Origin of the sequence: Marinobacter flavimaris (genome assembly GCF_045057155.1) — a bacterium.
GTDB lineage: Bacteria > Pseudomonadota > Gammaproteobacteria > Pseudomonadales > Oleiphilaceae > Marinobacter > Marinobacter manganoxydans.
On record NZ_CP171359.1, the window covers coordinates 2,136,750 to 2,154,141 of the forward strand.

General features: G+C 57.3%; 17 protein-coding genes. 2 read left to right on the forward strand and 15 right to left on the reverse strand.

Annotated features, from left to right (window positions below; genetic code table 11):
• Positions 1-130: 130 nt before the first annotated feature.
• The 4 genes from ACGK9W_RS09995 to zapE all read right to left on the reverse strand — a co-directional run bounded on the left by ACGK9W_RS09995 (position 131) and on the right by zapE (position 6,334).
• Positions 131-1,492 carry a DUF1329 domain-containing protein gene (locus ACGK9W_RS09995; protein WP_405420777.1) on the reverse strand — a complete coding sequence of 454 codons (1,362 nt, stop codon included), beginning with the start codon at positions 1,490-1,492 and terminating at the stop codon, positions 131-133.
• 33 nt (positions 1,493-1,525) lie between these two features.
• On the reverse strand, positions 1,526-3,391 hold the full coding sequence (locus tag ACGK9W_RS10000) for a DUF1302 domain-containing protein (protein ID WP_405420780.1): 1,866 nt from the start codon (positions 3,389-3,391) through the stop codon (positions 1,526-1,528).
• A gap of 576 nt (positions 3,392-3,967) precedes the next feature.
• The gene (locus tag ACGK9W_RS10005) at positions 3,968-5,152 is read right to left on the reverse strand and encodes a thiolase family protein (protein WP_405420781.1); all 1,185 of its coding nucleotides are present in this window, start codon (positions 5,150-5,152) and stop codon (positions 3,968-3,970) included.
• An 84-nt stretch (positions 5,153-5,236) separates the two neighbouring features.
• Positions 5,237-6,334, reverse strand: a complete 1,098-nt coding sequence (gene zapE, locus ACGK9W_RS10010; protein ID WP_405421034.1) for a cell division protein ZapE — start codon at positions 6,332-6,334, stop codon at positions 5,237-5,239.
• A 231-nt stretch (positions 6,335-6,565) separates the two neighbouring features.
• Between zapE and ACGK9W_RS10015 the strand changes: the two genes are divergently transcribed.
• On the forward strand, positions 6,566-7,006 hold the full coding sequence (locus ACGK9W_RS10015) for a YhcB family protein (RefSeq protein WP_008170195.1): 441 nt from the start codon (positions 6,566-6,568) through the stop codon (positions 7,004-7,006).
• Between the two features lie 212 nt (positions 7,007-7,218).
• Here ACGK9W_RS10015 and ACGK9W_RS10020 read toward each other — a convergent pair whose 3' ends face one another.
• The 11 genes from ACGK9W_RS10020 to ACGK9W_RS10070 all read right to left on the reverse strand — a co-directional run bounded on the left by ACGK9W_RS10020 (position 7,219) and on the right by ACGK9W_RS10070 (position 16,202).
• Complete coding sequence (locus ACGK9W_RS10020; RefSeq protein WP_405420785.1) at positions 7,219-7,962, reverse strand: Nif3-like dinuclear metal center hexameric protein; 744 nt, start codon at positions 7,960-7,962, stop codon at positions 7,219-7,221.
• Between the two features lie 246 nt (positions 7,963-8,208).
• Positions 8,209-9,261 carry a histidinol-phosphate transaminase gene (hisC, locus tag ACGK9W_RS10025; protein ID WP_405420787.1) on the reverse strand — a complete coding sequence of 351 codons (1,053 nt, stop codon included), beginning with the start codon at positions 9,259-9,261 and terminating at the stop codon, positions 8,209-8,211.
• Positions 9,262-9,422: 161 nt separating this feature from the next.
• Positions 9,423-10,727, reverse strand: a complete 1,305-nt coding sequence (hisD, locus tag ACGK9W_RS10030; RefSeq protein ID WP_405420790.1) for a histidinol dehydrogenase — start codon at positions 10,725-10,727, stop codon at positions 9,423-9,425.
• 64 nt (positions 10,728-10,791) lie between these two features.
• Complete coding sequence (hisG, locus tag ACGK9W_RS10035) at positions 10,792-11,433, reverse strand: ATP phosphoribosyltransferase (RefSeq protein ID WP_405420793.1); 642 nt, start codon at positions 11,431-11,433, stop codon at positions 10,792-10,794.
• A gap of 40 nt (positions 11,434-11,473) precedes the next feature.
• Positions 11,474-12,736 (reverse strand): UDP-N-acetylglucosamine 1-carboxyvinyltransferase, encoded by a 1,263-nt coding sequence (gene murA / locus ACGK9W_RS10040; RefSeq protein ID WP_405420795.1) that lies wholly within the window; start codon positions 12,734-12,736, stop codon positions 11,474-11,476.
• Positions 12,737-12,764: 28 nt separating this feature from the next.
• The gene (locus ACGK9W_RS10045; RefSeq protein ID WP_008170179.1) at positions 12,765-13,007 is read right to left on the reverse strand and encodes a BolA family protein; all 243 of its coding nucleotides are present in this window, start codon (positions 13,005-13,007) and stop codon (positions 12,765-12,767) included.
• A gap of 104 nt (positions 13,008-13,111) precedes the next feature.
• Positions 13,112-13,444 (reverse strand): lipid asymmetry maintenance protein MlaB, encoded by a 333-nt coding sequence (locus ACGK9W_RS10050; protein WP_405420798.1) that lies wholly within the window; start codon positions 13,442-13,444, stop codon positions 13,112-13,114.
• The gene (locus tag ACGK9W_RS10055; protein ID WP_273071648.1) at positions 13,441-14,094 is read right to left on the reverse strand and encodes a phospholipid-binding protein MlaC; all 654 of its coding nucleotides are present in this window, start codon (positions 14,092-14,094) and stop codon (positions 13,441-13,443) included. The genes ACGK9W_RS10050 and ACGK9W_RS10055 overlap by 4 nt, the downstream gene beginning before the upstream one ends.
• A gap of 32 nt (positions 14,095-14,126) precedes the next feature.
• A complete protein-coding gene (mlaD, locus tag ACGK9W_RS10060) occupies positions 14,127-14,576 on the reverse strand; it encodes an outer membrane lipid asymmetry maintenance protein MlaD (protein ID WP_341582379.1) in 450 nt (149 codons plus the stop codon).
• Positions 14,577-14,610: 34 nt separating this feature from the next.
• A complete protein-coding gene (gene mlaE, locus ACGK9W_RS10065) occupies positions 14,611-15,393 on the reverse strand; it encodes a lipid asymmetry maintenance ABC transporter permease subunit MlaE (RefSeq protein WP_053112674.1) in 783 nt (260 codons plus the stop codon).
• Positions 15,390-16,202 carry an ATP-binding cassette domain-containing protein gene (locus ACGK9W_RS10070; RefSeq protein WP_405420802.1) on the reverse strand — a complete coding sequence of 271 codons (813 nt, stop codon included), beginning with the start codon at positions 16,200-16,202 and terminating at the stop codon, positions 15,390-15,392. The genes mlaE and ACGK9W_RS10070 overlap by 4 nt, the downstream gene beginning before the upstream one ends.
• A gap of 188 nt (positions 16,203-16,390) precedes the next feature.
• Between ACGK9W_RS10070 and ACGK9W_RS10075 the strand changes: the two genes are divergently transcribed.
• Complete coding sequence (locus ACGK9W_RS10075; protein ID WP_405420805.1) at positions 16,391-17,371, forward strand: KpsF/GutQ family sugar-phosphate isomerase; 981 nt, start codon at positions 16,391-16,393, stop codon at positions 17,369-17,371.
• Positions 17,372-17,392 lie beyond the last annotated feature (21 nt).

The window sequence follows — 17,392 nt, forward strand, 5'->3', positions numbered from 1 at the left end:
TTTAGTATGATAGGAAGGTTAAACCAATTGAGGGGTGGGCTGCAAAATTTTGACGTGAAAGGATTTTATCGAGTGATAAAAAAACGACGGACCCAAAGGCCCGCCGTTTTTTAGCGGTTCGGATGAACGCTTACCGTGTACCAGCGCGCCGCAGTGCGGCCGGCGAGTAGTCCCTGGAGCGACGTTCAACGCCAAACTCATAGGGATTTTCTTCTTCGTTGGTCAGACCAAGCGCGAGGTACCGGCCAGAGAGCAGGTCGTACAGCGTCTCAATGGCGTACCAGGGCACTTTCTGATCATAGAACTGCATATTGTGGGCTTCTGCAACACGCCAGAGTTCGCCACGGCCGTCGTAGTGATCAATGACAGATGCCTGCCAGGAGTCCTCATCAATGTAGAAGTCACGCTGGGCATAGATGTGGCGGGCCCCTTCTTTCAGGGTTGCGCGAACATGCCATACACGGTGCAGCTCGTAGCGAGTGTAATCCTGATTGATATGACCAGCCTGAATAATCTGGTCATAGCTCAGACTGCGATCGGTCAGCTTGTAGGAGTTGTACGGAATGTACATTTCCTTCTTGCCAACCAGCTCCCAGTTGTAGCGATCCGGAGCACCGTTGAACATGTCGAAGTTATCCGAAGTACGCATACCGTCAGACGCGGTACCCGGTCCGTCATACGCTACCTGAGGCGCCCGACGAACCCGACGCTGACCGGCGTTGTAAACCCACGCACGGCGAGGCTCGGCAACCTGGTCGATGGTCTCGTGTACCAGCAGTACGTTACCGGCGAGACGTGCCGGAGCGGTAATGGCCTGCTTGAAGTAAAATAGAACGTTCGCATCCTCGTCCGGATTGTAATCCGAGAGGTAGGTACGCCAGGTAAGCTCGTCCTGGAATTTCACAACAGAGAATTCACCACCTTCAGTCGGCGTCACCTGACCAACGGTACGCTGTACAGAACCACCTCTGTAACGGGTAATGTGGTTCCAGATTGCCTCCAGACCATTCTGAGGGATCGGGAAGGGGGTAGCAGACTGGTAGTTGCCCAGGCCATTACCATCCTTGATCAGCTCAACGGTGGTTGCATTCTCAACGGTCTGCTCCATAACTTCCTTCGGATAGGCCGCAGAACGGTGGGTTTCATACACCGGCATGAAATAATCGTTGTAACGCTTGATCATCGCAACCTGCCCCGGGGACAGTTTGTCTTTGTACTGATCAACGTTGCTCTGATCAATGGTGAACTTCGGCTCTTCGTTGGGGTACGGATTTACGTATATGCCGTCACCCTTGTAGTTGGGCGGAGGGGTAGTCAACCCACCTGTCCACGGGGGGATTTCACCGCCATTGCCGGCTTTCATCGCGCCTATCGGTGTCAGCGAATCACCCAGCTTGGCCGCTTCTTCAGCAGAAACCGCACCCCAGGCCTGGCCGGCAAAAATGCTAGCTGCCAGAACGCCTGTGGCCAGTAGTTTCTTGTTCAGTTTCATTTAAATTCCCTCGTTCAACGAATTCGTACCGGATCAGAATGAGTATGAAATGCTGGCAGTCACGTAATCGCGGTCGGTCAACTCATTATACGGCTTTCCGTCAAAATAGTTCGTGTAACCGATATCGGCACTGATAACGTTCTGGTAAACCGCTTCCACGGACACGCCAATCGCCTTGCTGCCCTCGTTGAATGCTCCGCCGGGCTGCGGGCTGTAACCTTTGACATCGTGGCTCCAGGCCAGTTGCGGTAACAGGTTTATACCGGCAAACGCATCGAGATAACTCCACACAAACCGGGCGCGGTAGCCCCAGGAGAAATCGGTAGTGAAGCCTTCATTGTTGCAGTAGTTGGTATTGATGTTAAGTGCTTGACCCGTCTGACCGGAACCGTCACACGCCCCGCCCGGGAGCTGACCTATGCCAAACGTGCCTGACCTGCCATAACGAGCGGTGTCGTAATCGGGCAGGTCATGTACGTAAGTCGCGCCAAATTCGGTAACCAGGGTAAGGCGGTCCGCCCCCATTACCTGCTCAAAGAATTTGATGAGCGTGAACTGGGCCTGAGATACGCCGTACTCATCCCAACCACTTACAGCTTCACCGTTGAGCGATGCACCACCGGCTTCAGCTTCGCGAATAACCTGCAACTGACTGGCTGGCTCGCCAGTTTCTGGATTCACAACTTCGTTGCCGCCAAAGATCAGTTCAAAGGCGTTCCACTGCAGCGGCAGCTTGTCGCGGTAGGAGTACTCAGCACCCAGTGACCATCCGCCCGGGGTGGTGGTATTGATACTCACGCCATACAGGTTGATGTTTTCCGGGTACTCAATGAAATACAGGGGCAAGTTCTGGCCATTCTGCGGATCACGGACAACACCGCTCACATACGGCAGACGGCTGTTGTACTTGATGTAGTAGAAACCAAGCTCCGAATCATTCAGCTGCGGCAAGTACCAGCGCATGGCAACGCCAAACTGATCCTTGGCATCCGCCTCCCTGTCTCCGACACGATCTGCAACCAGGCCTTGTGCAAGTGCCTGTGAATCAGACAGCTGGCCGGCAAGCAGAACCGGACCACATCCGTCAGCTGCGAAATCGTTGGTTGAGAAGAAGGTTCCGCAGTCATCCGGACGAACTGGCTCCCAGTCCGCCTGCACAAAAGTTTCCAGTGTAATATTTTCAGTCACGCCGGCAGACATGTAGAACATCTCCACGGGCAGCAGGGCGTCTTTAAGCTCGGAGCCCGGCGCCCGGAAAGCGGGAACGTCTACAGGGTTGATGATATTGATACCGCCCTGAATAAACGTACTTTCGCCCCAGCTGAGAACCTGCTTGCCATAACGCAGGCTGACCGGAATCTGGCCAAAGTACCAGTCCGAGAATACATAGGCATCCAGAATTTCACCACCGGAAGCATAGTCCTTGGCATGTTGATTCAGCTCGCGGCGCTGACCGACAAAATCAACGGCACGGCTTTCATCTTTCAGTTCAAAATCATACCAGTAGCGGCCTCGAAGCAAACCACCAACACGGGTAAGGAAAGAGCTGTCGACGTTGTAATTGAGGTAAAGCTCGCTGTTACCCTTGACGATTTTGGAGTAGGTATCGCCACTTTCGAAGTTGAGGTTGCCGTCGTCGTAGTTGTTGGCGGAGGCGCCGATGTTTTCCAGAGCACCGCCCGGAGCGTACTCGGGCCCAAGGTTACCCTGTGCGATCAGACGCTTGTCTCGATCCTCAACTCGCCAACCTGCACCCGCGGACAGCGTGGTGTTGAACTGGGCTTCCACATCTCCCACGTAGAACGAATAGGCGGCTGCGTGACCGGACACTCCCGCCGCAACTGCCACGGCAAGCGGTAATTTGGTCCAACGCTGCCATTGATGTGTTTTTCTTGTCATTGGAAGGCTACTCCATTGTTGTTCTGAGTCGCTGCTCTGATTATTGGTGTTCACGATGTATTGGAGGCTTCGTGCACAGTGCTCGTGATATTGGCACTATAGCTAACGCCTTCGGGCGCTTTGATCAGTCAAAAGTATGATTTTGCTCTCACACCTCTATTACCGCCGTTTGCTGCCGGGTTTCGTCGCACAGAATCACTATAGACAACAAATATGGATGCAACCACTTTGGTTTTGGTGGTTTTTTTCGGCGGCTGTTAGTTGCGAGGAGCGCCAAGGTGGCGATGGTTCCTCCGAGAACCGCTACTAGCACATCCATGTGCGCTTGGCGTCGGCCATCCATGGCCGCCGACATTCTCGGAGGAACCATCGCCACCTCGGCACCGGGCTTTGGAGTTCGCTATAAACCCATGCCGCGAAAAACGATTGTATGGGAACGACTACCCGGAGGTTTGCCTGGCGGGGGCGGGAGTCCTTCCCGAAACTGTCGGCAGCAAGGATGCTGCCGTCAAGCGTACAGGGACGTATTTACAGCGTGTTTCGGGAAGGACTTCCGCCCCTGCCAAACTCCCGAGTTCAAAGCATCTCGATAGCCATTGCCGTAGCTTCACCACCACCAATGCAGAGGGCTGCGATGCCTCTCTTTTTGCCGTAACGCTGGAGGGCGTACATAAGGGTTACCAGGAGGCGGGATCCGGTGGAGCCGACCGGGTGGCCCTGTGCGCATGCGCCGCCGTGGATGTTAACTTTCTCGGGGTCCAGGCCTAGTTCGCGGATGGGCATCATGGCGACCATGGCGAAGGCTTCGTTGATCTCGAAGAGGTCGACGTCGTCTTTGCTCCAACCGGTTTTGCCGAATAGGGTTTCGATAGCGCCAACCGGCGCGCAGGTAAACTCGGCAGGATGCTGGGACTGGGTGCTGTGACCGACGATTCGCGCCAGGGGTTTGAGGCCGCGTTTTTCAGCCTCGGACTCGCGCATCAGGAGCAACGCAGACGCGCCATCTGAGATCGAAGAGGCATTCGCCGCTGTGACGGTACCATCTTTGGCGAATGCCGGGCGGAGGCTCGGGATCTTGTCGATGTTGGCGTTGTGGGGTTGCTCGTCGTCCTCGACAATCACTTCGCCTTTTCGGCTTTTCACGGTTACCGGAATGATCTCGTCTTTCAGCAGACCTTCCTCAATGGCTTTTTTGGCCCGAGTGAGGGAGGTGATGGCGTATTCATCCATTTCTTCCCGGGTGTAGCCTTTCTTGTCCGCCATTTCCTGGGCAAAGGCGCCCATCAGGCGACCAGTTTCGGCGTCTTCGAGGCCGTCCAGGAACATATGATCCTGGGGTGCCTGACCCGGGCCCATGCGGTAGCCGCTGCGAACGGCCTGCAGGATGTAGGGAGCGTTCGACATGCTTTCCATACCACCGGCAACCATGATGTCGTTGCTGCCGGCTTTGATCAGATCGTGGGCGAACATGGCGGCTTTCATGCCGGAGCCGCAGAGCTTATTGATGGTGGTAGCTCCAGTGTGATCCGGCAGGCCGGCCTTGCGCATAGCCTGGCGGGCCGGGCCCTGTTTTAGGCCGGCAGGCAGGACGTTGCCCATGATGACTTCCTGCACATCCGCAGGCTTCAGACCGGCGCGTTTTACGGCCTCGGCGATGGTGATCGCTCCAAGATCGGTTGCGCTGACACTGGCCAGGCTACCCTGGAATCCACCCATGGGGGTACGAACCCCGCTTACGATAACGACGTTGTCTGTGCTCATTTCTGAATCTCTCTGTTGGTTGTCTGGCAGGTTCTTGTCGGATTGCGCTGTGCTGATCCGACCTACGCAGGGCTGTTTTCTTTTTTATGGTTTGTGCGGTGCTTCGAGGTATTCCCGGGACTGCATCTCCAGCAGGCGGGATTCAGTGCGCTCGAATTCAAAGCCGAGGCGGCCGCCGGTGTAAAGCTCTGTGATAGGTGCCGCCGCCGAGATGATGACTTTAACGTTGCGGTCGTAAAATTCGTCAATCATGTTAATGAACCGGCGCGCCTGATCGTCTTTTTCTTTGCCCAGGACGGGCACGTTGCTGACGATGATGGCGTGGAACTGCCTGGCCATCTCGATGTAATCGTTCTGGCTTCGTGGGCCGTCGCAGACGTCTTTGAAATCGAACCAGACCACGTCGTCTGCGTGCGCCTGGGCGGGAATTTTACGGCCGTTGATTTCCATGGATTTGCTGTGTTTGCCGGCCTCAACCGCCAAAGCATCGAAACTTTTGCGCAGGCTGACGTCCGCATCTTCATCAAGAGGCGAGTGGAACAGTTCCGCCTGCTCGAGCGTCCGCAACCGGTAGTCTACGCCGCCATCAACGTTGACCACATCGGTGTGCTTTTTGACGAGCTCAATAGCGGGCAAGAACCGGGCGCGCTGGAGACCATCCTTGTAAAGACCATCCGGGACGATATTAGAAGTGCACACCAGGGTGACGCCGCGGCTGAACAAGCCGTCCATCAGGGTGGCGAGAATCATGGCATCGCCAATGTCGGACACGAAGAACTCGTCGAAACAGATAACCCGGGCTTCATCGGCAAACTTTTTCGAGACCAGCTCGAGTGGATTCTTCTCGCCCTTGAGGGATCTGAGCTCGCTGTGTACCCGCTGCATGAAGCGGTGGAAGTGGACCCGCATCTTGCGATCAAAGGGCAGCGACTCGTAGAAGGTATCCATCAGGTAGGTTTTTCCCCGGCCTACCCCACCCCAGAAATACAGGCCCTTGACCGGCTCTTCTTTGCCTTTCTTGAGCTTGCGCAAAAGTTTGGCCTTGGGCTTGGTACGATCCCTTTCGGCTTCAACAAGTTTGTCGTACAGTGACTGAAGGCGCTTGACCGCATCTTCCTGGGCCGAGTCCTTCTGGAAATCCGGGCGTTCAAGATCCTTTTGGTAACGTTGCCAAGGGGTCATGGTCGCACTGGTTTCGGAGGACATCGCAGCTGTCATCAAGGTATTCCCGGAAGTTGATCGTAAATTTGGGCGCCATATTGTCTCGCATTTGGCGATTTTTCGCCACGTTGGCCGCCTGGGCAGCAATACGACGATTGGCGCAGGCCACAATCATGGGATGATGGAGCCTGGGGCGTTATACTCGTCGAACAGGGGCTTGGCTCACTTCTAGGTAAAAGGACGACACAGCATATGACAAACCTGATTCTGGCAGCGATTGCCGCATTGGTTGTTGGCATTGTCATCGGGGTATTTGTTGGCCGTTCCGGGCAGGGAACGTCGCTTCGGCAGCGCCGGGCGGAACAGCAGATTGAGGAACTGAGAAGCGAATATACCCGCTACCAGGCCCAGGTGAACGAGCATTTCATGGAGTCGGCCCATTTGCTGCGCCGCTTCAACGATGCCTACCGCGACGTGAACCAGCATATGGCACGCGGCGCCAACCGTCTTTGCAATGACGAAGACTGGATGGAGGAGTTGGCGCAGGAGACTTCCAAGAAGCGCCTGGAAGAGGTTCGCGAGGACGCTTCCGAGCCGCCGCGGGATTATGCGCCCAAGACAGATCCTAAGGATTCCGGCACGCTTGCTGAGGACTTTGGGCTCAAGAAGGGTGATAAAGCTCAGCAGGCCTAATTTTTTTTATGGCGGTAGCTTGGGAATTAAGTCTGGATAAGACTGCTGGACTCGGGGAGCGAGCGGGATAGGCGCCCCTTTCCGAGAACCGCTACGAGCACATCCATGTGCGCTTGACGTCGGCCATCCCTGGCCGCCGACATTCTCGGAAAGGGGCGCCTACCCCGCTCTGTCCGATGAAGTGCAAGTCGCTCCAAGCAAGAACCGAACAGTCAGACCGGGTTGTCGCAATCGATAAACTTGTGGGCGACGCCAAACTCCTCCACTAGCGCTTTTCCGAGAGCCTGAACGCCATAGCGCTCAGTCGCGTGGTGCCCGGCAGCGTAATAATGGATGCCACATTCCCTTGCCGTGTGCGTCGTCGGCTCAGAGATTTCACCGCTGATGTAAGCATCTAGACCCGCATCCAGGGCCATGTTGATGAAACCCTGCGCAGCGCCGGTGCACCACCCTACCCGCTTTATAGTTGCCGGACCCTCGCCCACCCAAAGCGGTTCACGGTGAAGCTGTCTGGCGATGTGAAGACCGAATTTCTCTGGAGACATCGCTTCTTCCAGCTCACCCTCCCAGACCAGACCGCCGAGCGGGCGTGGATTCTTGATATTGAGAACGCCTGCCAGCTGACGGTTGTTGCCGTATTCGGGATGGTCATCCAGCGGGAGGTGGTAGGCGACAAGATTGATGTCGTTGTCGAGAAGCTGTTTCAAGCGTTCTCGTTTCATGCCCTGGATTCGCTGGCCCTCACCTTTCCAGAAGTAACCATGGTGGACCAGGATCATATCTGCGTTTGCTTCAATGGCGGCTTCGATGAGCGCTTTTGAGGCAGTTACGCCAGAAATGACAGTATTAATTTCGGACGTGCCTTCAACCTGCAGGCCATTCGGACAGTAATCCTGGAAATTCTCTGGCTGCAGCCATTCGCCGATTTTCTTAAGGATGTCGTTTCGTTCAGCCATCAGTAATCGCTCCGGACTATTTCTTAGAAGTTCGACGAGCGAGGCAGGCACCCCTTTTCGGGAATGTCGGCGGCCAAGGATGGCCGACGTCAAGCGCACATGGGTGAGGCCGAGCGCTTATGAAGCGAAGCTTCATGCGACAGCCGAACGACAGCAATCTATGATTGCTGGCTGGACCCGTGTGCGGGTGCTCGTAGCGGTTCCCGGAAAGGGGTGTCTGCCTTGCGCTGCCCGCTAGCCCAAAGGCTAGAGTGATTCGAGCCCAGCAATCAAAGCATCGTTCTGCTCAACAGTGCCGATGGTGATGCGCAGGAACTCGCTGATTCGAGGCTTGTTGAAGTGCCGGACGATAATGCCCCGCTCACGAAGGCTCTTCGCCAAAACCTCACCCGGCTGCTCTTTGTGACGGGCAAAGATAAAGTTTGCCTTTGAGGGTAACACCTCAAAACCCAGCTCCTCGAGAGCAGCCGCTACGCGCTCACGCTCGGAGATCACGCCATCGCAGCACTTCCGGAACCAGGCCTCATCCTCGTAGGCTGCTTTCGCACCGGCGAGGGCCAGGCGGTCCAGCGGGTAGCTGTTGAAGCTGTTCTTCACACGGTTCAGGGCCTCGATCAGGTCCGGATGACCGACGGCGAAGCCTACGCGCAACCCCGCCAGCGAGCGGGCCTTGGAGAGCGTCTGGGAGACCAGCAGGTTCGGGTATTTGTCGACCAAGGTGATTGCCGACTCGCCTCCAAAATCAATGTAGGCCTCATCCACCACCACGACGCGGTTCGGGTTGGCCGCCAGGATCTCTTCAACATGCTGCAGCTCGAGATACCGGCCGGTTGGCGCATTCGGGTTCGGGAAGATCACGCCGCCGTTGGGCTGCTTGAAGTCGTCCGGGTTGATTTCGAAGCTTTCTGTCAGCGGTACTTTTTTGCTCTCGATGTTATAGAGGCCGCAGTAAACCGGATAGAAGCTGTAAGTTATGTCCGGAAACAGGATCGGTTCGCCATGCTGGAACAGGCCAAAGAAGATGTGGGCCAGGACTTCATCGGAGCCGTTGCCGAGGAAGATCTGTTCCGGCTTTACCTTGTTGTACGCCGCGATAGTCTGGCGCAGGCTTTCGCCTTCCGGATCCGGATAGAGGCGCAAGCCGTCGTTCAGTTCGGCCTGGATGGCTTCGATGACTTTTGGTGAGGGGCCGAAGGGGTTTTCGTTGGTGTTCAGCTTCACCAGGTTGGCCATTTTTGGCTGTTCGCCTGGTACGTACGGAACCAGGTCGTTTACCAGGGGGCTCCAGAATTTGCTCATCGATTATGCACTCCATTTGGTGCAGACGGGCGACAGGCAGGTCACTCTCCGAGAACCGCTACGAGCACATCCATGTGCGCTTGGCGTCGGCCATCCATGGCCGCCGACATTCTCGGAGATTGAGCTGCCCGCCGCCCTGCATACATAGGGGGTGAAGTCTTTTAATCTTTAATACGATATTCCGCCGACCGGGCGTGGGCGGTTAAGCCCTCGCCACGGGCAAGAACCGACGCCACACGCCCCATTCGATCAGCACCGGCAGCGCTGAAGCCGATGATGGAGGATCGCTTCTGGAAGTCGTAAACGCCCAGCGGTGAAGAGAACCGTGCGGTGCCGCTGGTGGGCAGCACATGGTTCGGGCCGGCGCAGTAATCGCCCAGGGCTTCTGCGGTGTAGCGGCCCATGAAGATGGCGCCGGCGTGGCGAATGTCTTCGAGCATGGCCTCGGGGTCTTCGACCGACAGCTCCAGGTGCTCCGGGGCGATGCGGTTGGAGACTTCGGCGGCTTGTTTCAGATCGGCGACCTGGATCAGCGCGGCGCGGTCGGTCATGGAGGTGCGGATGATGTCGGCACGTTCCATGGTCGGCAGCAGTTTGTTGATGCTGGCTTCGACAGCGTCCAGAAATTCCGCATCCGGGCTGATGAGGATGGACTGGGCCTGTTCGTCGTGTTCTGCCTGGGAGAACAGGTCCATGGCGATCCAGTCGGGGTCGGTTTTGCCGTCGCTGATCACGAGGATTTCCGACGGGCCGGCGATCATGTCGATGCCGACGACGCCAAACACTTCACGCTTGGCGGTGGCAACAAAGATATTACCGGGGCCGACGATTTTATCGACGGCCGGGATGGTTTCTGTACCATAGGCCAGCGCGCCGACAGCCTGGGCACCGCCAACGGTGAAGACCCGGTCAACACCGGCAATCGCTGCGGAGGCCAGGACCATGTCATTCACCACACCATCCGGTGTCGGAACAACCATCACGACTTCACTGACACCCGCGACCTTTGCGGGAATGGCGTTCATGAGCACGGATGACGGATAAGCGGCTTTCCCGCCGGGCACGTAAAGACCCGCCCGATCCAGCGGCGTTACCTTCTGGCCGAGCACGGTTCCGTCTTCGTCTTCATACTGCCAGGACTTCTGGTTCTGGCGCTCGTGATAGTCACGGATCCGCTCAGCGGCTTTTTCCAGGGCCACGCGCTGGTCCTGGGGAATCGCTTCCAGAGCCTTCTGCAGCCGGCTCTGGTCCATTTCCAGCTCGGCGACAGAGCCAACCTTGAGGCGATCGAACTTCTCGGTAAACTCCAGAACCGCCTGGTCACCACGGGTTTTCACCTCATGCAGGATATGACGCACCGACTCGTTCACCTGATGATCAACGCTGTCGTCCCAGGCCAGCAGTTTGGCCAACGCATCATTAAAGTCACTTTGGGAGGCGTTCAATCTCGTGATCTTGGCGGTCATAACTCAAATCCTGTATTGGATTAACTTCTAGCTTTGCTGCACCACTTCCTGACCGGCTCTTGCACTAGGGCCGGCGTTTGTCCACAGCTGCAGACATCTTTTCAATTATGGGGTTAATACGCTCGTGTTTCATCTTCATGGACGCGCGATTAACCACCAACCGGCTGCTGATATGCTCTATCAGCTCTCGGGCTTCAAGGCCGTTTGCCTTCAGCGTGTTGCCGGTATCAACGATGTCGACGATCTCATCAGCCAGACCAAGAATCGGAGCCAGCTCCATAGCGCCGTAGAGCTTGATGATGTCTGCCTGGCGACCCTGGGCCGAGTAGTACCGGCGAGCCAGGTTGACGAACTTTGTAGCCACCTTGATACGACCGGATGGCGGAGTCTGATCTTTCGGGCCGGCGGTCATCAGGCGACAACGGGAAATATTCAGGTCCAGCGGCTCATAAAGCCCTTCGCCACCGTGCTCCATCAAGACATCCTTGCCGGTCACCCCGAGGTCGGCCCCGCCGTACTGAACATAGGTCGGCACGTCGGTGGCCCGGATGATCAGCACTCGCACATGGGGGTCTGTGGTCGGGAACACCAGTTTGCGGGACTTTTTAACGTCGTCGATCAGCTCAATGCCCGCTTCTGCGAGCAGCGGCAGGGTCTCTTCCAGGATTCGTCCCTTCGACAAGGCGATGGTTATGGAATCTGTCATGGATTCTTCCGGTTTCCCGTATTGGCTGGATGGATGTCTTTCACGCTGGCAGGCGGCGGATAGTGGCACCCAACAACTGCAGTTTCTCTTCAATACACTCGTATCCGCGGTCAATATGGTAAATGCGGTCTACGATGGTATCGCCGTCGGCCATGAGGCCGGCAATCACCAGACTGGCTGAGGCCCGGAGGTCCGTGGCCATAACCGGTGCACCGGTAAGGTGGTCCACACCCTTGATGATGGCGGCATTGCCCTCAAGCGCAATGTCCGCACCCATGCGGATCAGTTCCTGCAGGTGCATGAACCGGTTTTCGAACACGGTCTCCACGATGGTGCCCGTGCCCTCGGCCACCGCGTTCATGGCGGCGAACTGCGCCTGCATGTCCGTGGGGAACGCCGGGTAAGGCGCGGTACGAAGGCTCACCGCTTTCGGGCGATTGCCTTTCATGTCCAGCTCAATCCAGTCCGGGCCGGTATTGATGTGGGCGCCGGCCTCTTCAAGCTTGAGCACAACCGCTTCCAGCAGATCTTCCCGGGTATCCTTCAGCTTCACCCGACCGCCGGTTGCAGCAGCAGCCACCAGGTAGGTGCCGGTTTCAACACGGTCTGGCAGCACGTTGTAATGGCAACCGTGCAGGCGCTCAACACCGTTGATCTCGATAGTGGCGGTGCCGTGGCCTTTGATGTCCGCGCCCATGGCGATCAGGCACTCGGCAAGGTCAACAACCTCCGGCTCGCGGGCCGCGTTTTCCAGGATGGTTTTTCCGTCTGCCAGGGCAGCGGCCATCATCAGGTTCTCGGTGCCTGTTACGGTGACGGTATCCAGGAAGATGTGGGCGCCCTTCAGGCGACCGCTGGTCTTGGCCTTGATGTAGCCATTTTCGACCTTGATCTCCGCACCCATCATTTCCAGGCCGTGGATGTGCAGATTCACCGGACGACTGCCGATTGCACAGCCGCCTGGCAGGGAGACTTCTGCTTCGCCGAAGTGAGCCACCAGCGGACCCAATACCAGGATTGAGGCACGCATGGTTTTCACCAGCTCGTACGGCGCGTGGAAATGCTTGATGGTATTGGCGTGAATTTCCACGCTCATTTTCTCATCAATAATCACTTCAACGCCCATGCGACCCAGAAGTTCGATCATGGTGGTTACGTCGTGCAGGTGCGGCAGGTTGCCCACGGTCACCGGCTCGTCTGCCAGCAAGGTGGCTGCCAGGATTGGCAGCGCAGCGTTCTTGGCGCCGGAAATCCGGACTTCACCATCCAGAGGCTTGCGGCCCCTGATCAGAAGTTTATCCACAATAAATATCCTGTTTTGTCCGGGCCATTCAGCCCTGGCGCTCAGCCCATTCAGCCGGAGTAAATGCTTTCGGATGAAGTGCGTGAATTGAGCCATCCATGATCTGCTGGAACAGCGCCTTATTGATCAGCTGCTGGCGTTTGATGGTCGGCAGGCCTTCGAATACATCCCCCACCACGACGACCAGGTAATGGGTACCATCAACCTGTACCTGAACTTCACAGCCGGGCAATGCTTCTTTGACCAGCTCGGTGACTTGGGCGGCATCCATAGAAAATCCTCGGGTGTTATGAAATCAGGGGCGAGATTGTAACCAATTCCGGCGCTCGGGTCAGCTTTACTGTCCGGTAAACAAAGGGGCCGGGGCCGGAAAAGTCAGTGGGCGGGATGAACGGATTCCGGACCGAACCCCGCGAGCTGGCCGTCGAGGTTGCTCAGGGCCGCCAATGACGCCAAACGGCCACTGACACCCTTGAACGACAGGGCAATGCCTGACTGAGCGGCGAGGCGCTGCCAGCAGAGCAACATCGACAGCACAACACTGTGGGCGGTGACCAGACCATCCAGGTCGACAACCAGATCGCCGGATGCCGACCGGATCAGCTTTTCACCCTCTTTTCTCAGGTTAATGACTGTATCTGCGGTCACCTCACCCGAGACGATCAGAGCGCCGTCGGAGAGCTGGACCCGGGGTAGCCCTGCGGTCATGATTTATCCACTTCCTGGTCCAGGTTCAGGGACTCAACGGCATCGCTCCAGCCATCGATGACCGCCTGAATCTGGCCACGGTTTTCTTCCATTTCCTGGCTGAACCGATCCCGGAACGCCAGACCGATGTTTACGCCTTCAACGATGATGTTTTCCATCAGCCATTTGCCGTCGGCGTTCTTGTACATCGAATAGGTGACCGGGTAGCGGGTTCCAGAGGCGCTGATGACTTCCATCTGTACCGACGCGCGCTCGTCGCTCTGGGGGTTGATGGTCGCTTCCTTGACCTGGATCTCGAAGTTTTCCGCATTCACCAGAGCCTGCGCATAACTGTCAAACAGGCTGCGCTTGAACTTGACCACGAATTCGTCCCGCTGTTCGGGCGTGGTCTGGCGGGCGTAGCGGCCCATCACCCGGGCCGCAATGCGGCGGAAGTCGACAAAGTCCGTCAGCGCCTGGTCCATGCTTTCATAGAAGGCTTCGGGATCCTCCTCATAAAGACCGCGCTCTTCATTGAGCTTTTCCACAAGGCGCTGGGTGTTCTCATCCACGTATTGGCGGAGATCCTCCGCTTCGCCTGCCTGCGCCGGCGTAACCAGAACCAGGGCCATCAGAAGGCCGAGCAGAATGTGGTGTTTCAGTGCAAACATCAGGATCTCCTGTTAAATCTTCCCGGCCCGAATCAGCGGCCCGATGCAAAGTTGCTGATCAGTCGCTCCAGGTTCATGGCCGACTGGGTGGAATAGAAGGTATCACCCTCTTTCAGCGAATCCATCTCGGCCCCGATCGATATATCAATGTACTGCTCACCGAGCAGGCCGGATGTACGTATAACTGCGGAACTGTCCGACGGGATATTGTCCACATCCGAGTGAATCGACATTTCCACGCGGGCCTGGAACGTCTCTTTGTTCAGGCTGATGGACTCGATGGTGCCAACCGTTACCCCGGCCATGGAGACCCGCCCCCGGGGCGTAAGCCCGCCAGTATCGTTGAAATTGGCATATATGGTGTAGGTGCTCTCGGCCGATTTCGGCGACAGCCCGCTCACCTGAAGCGCCAGGACCAGCAAAGCTGCACAGCCTGCGATCATGAACAGGCCAACGATGATTTCAGTGGTTCTCTGCGCCATTTCCGGCTCCGGTATTATCTCGTTAATCGTTGATTCAGAAATCGCCAAACATGACAGCGGTCAGCACGAAATCCAGCCCCAGCACCGCCAGCGATGAGTACACCACGGTCTTGGTGGTCGCCGAGCTGATCCCTGCCGATGTCGGCACACAGTCATACCCCTGGTAGACCGCAATCCAGGCGCAGACAAAGCCGAAAACAACGCTCTTGATGACACCGTTCAGGACATCATCAACAAAATCCACCGACGACTGCATATTGCCCCAGAAGGAGCCTTCGAACACGCCCAGCCAGTCTACACCCACCAGCATACCGCCCCAGATGCCGACCACCGAGAAAATGACCGCAAGCACAGGCATGGCGATAAACCCGGCCCAGAGGCGGGGCGCAATGACGCGCCGAAGCGGGTCCACACCCATCATTTCCATGCTAGACAGCTGCTCGGTGGCTTTCATCAGGCCTATTTCCGCTGTCAGCGCCGAACCGGCCCGACCTGCGAAGAGCAACGCAGTTACCACCGGCCCGAGTTCGCGCACCAGGGTCAGAGCAATCATCTGACCGATAGCGGCCTCGGAACCGTAATCACTCAGAATTGTATACCCCTGCAGCCCCAGCACCATGCCAATAAACAGGCCAGAAACCACGATAATGGCCAGGGACAGAACGCCAACGGCGTACAGCTGCTTCACCAGAAGGGGGAAACCGGTCGCCGGCCTGGGCACACCGCCCAGAACGCCTGCAAGGAAACGGCCTGAACGGCCGAATGACGAGACGATATCAAGACCGAGCCGCCCGAATGCGGCAATTCTGCCAATCAAGACACACCCCCGGACACCCCAAAGTCCTGGGCGGCGCCCTCGGCCGGGTAGTGAAACGGCACCGGGCCATCCGGCTGCCCCTGGAGAAACTGCTGGACCTTCCCGGAAGGATGCGCCCGGAGCTCTTCCGGTGTGCCCTCCCCGATCACCTTGCCGTCCGAGATGATGCAGGCGTAATGGCAAATGCTCAGGGATTCGGGCACATCGTGGGAAACCAGAACGCTGGTCAGCCCCATGGAGCTGTTCAGATCGCGGATCAGCTTTACCAGAACGCCCATGGCAATCGGGTCCTGGCCGGCGAACGGCTCGTCGTACATGATCAGCTCGGGATCCAGGGCAATACTTCGGGCAAGAGCAACCCGGCGGGTCATACCTCCGGACAGTTCCGACGGCATCAGTTGCCGGGCGCCTCGCAATCCGACGGCTTCAAGCTTCATCAGTACGACATCACGAATCATGTCTTCCGGCAGCTTTGTGTGCACCCGCAACGGGAAGGCCACGTTCTCGAACACGCTCAGATCGGTGAACAGCGCCCCACTCTGGAACAGCATGCCCATCTTTTCCCGAAGGCTGTAGAGGGCTTTGCGCTTGAGCTTCGGCACTTCATGGCCGTCCACCACAACACTGCCCGAATCCGGCCTGAGCTGGCCGCCAATAAGGCGCAGCAGCGTGGTTTTCCCGGTTCCGCTGGGCCCCATGATGGCGGTGATTTTTCCGCGGGGGATGTCCAGGCTGACACCGTCGAAGATACGGCGCCCTGAGCGGGAGAACACGACGTCCTTGAGCGATATGTAAGCCGGTGAATTCATAGTCCTTACCTTTCAAAGAGGCGCTACATTATGCCAAGGAGCGCGCAAGCTCAATCCAAAGAGCCCAAAATGTACTGATAGCAATGATCAGTTTGACTGAACTTTCGGTAACCGGGCATCGTTGCCGGGTGAAAATGGTATACTCTGCCCAACATTTGCAACGTCCCGACAGCCAGGCCCAAAGCCCGATGACCGAACAGACTCCCAGCGATTTCCGATCTTCTGCCATCCGCGCCATCCGCATCGAGCGCGACGCCATTGATGCCCTCGAAGCCCGAATCGACGACCAGTTCACGCGGGCCTGCGAAGTTATAATGAACTGCAGGGGCCGCGTGGTTGTGACCGGCATGGGAAAATCCGGCCACATTGGCAATAAAATTGCCGCTACCCTGGCCAGCACCGGAACGCCATCGTTTTTCGTGCACCCGGGTGAGGCAAGCCACGGCGATATGGGCATGATCACCTCCCAGGATGTGGTCATCGCCATTTCCAACAGCGGCAACACCAGCGAGGTGGTCACCATTCTGCCGTTGATCAAACGTATGGGCGCCCCGCTGATCAGCATGACCGGCAATGCCACGTCCACCCTGGCCCGGGAAGCCGTCGCCAACCTGGACGTCAGCGTTATGGTGGAAGCCTGCCCCCTGGGCCTGGCGCCCACCTCCTCAACAACGGCCACCCTGGTCATGGGGGATGCGCTGGCCGTTGCACTGCTTGAGGCCCGCGGATTCAGTGCCGAGGATTTTGCGTTCTCCCATCCCGGAGGCAGCCTCGGCCGCCGGCTGCTGCTTCGGGTTTCCGACATCATGCATACAGGCGATCAGATTCCCGTTGTTAACGAGGGCACACCCCTGAGCGGCGCTCTCCTTGAAATCTCCCGCAAAGGTCTGGGTATGACCACCGTCGTAAACGGGGAAGGCACGCTTACCGGCATATTTACGGACGGTGACCTGCGCCGGACTCTGGACCGGTCAGTTGATATTCATCATACGCCCATCAACGAGGTGATGACGCGGAATGGTAAAACCATCCAGGCTGATCATCTGGCGGCGGAAGCGCTGAATATCATGGAGGAAATGAAGATCAATGCCCTGCCCGTGACGAACGATAGCGGTGCTCTAATCGGCGCCATCAACATGCACGACCTGCTGCGGGCCGGCGTCATCTGATGGGCCATGAGGAGTTTTTCA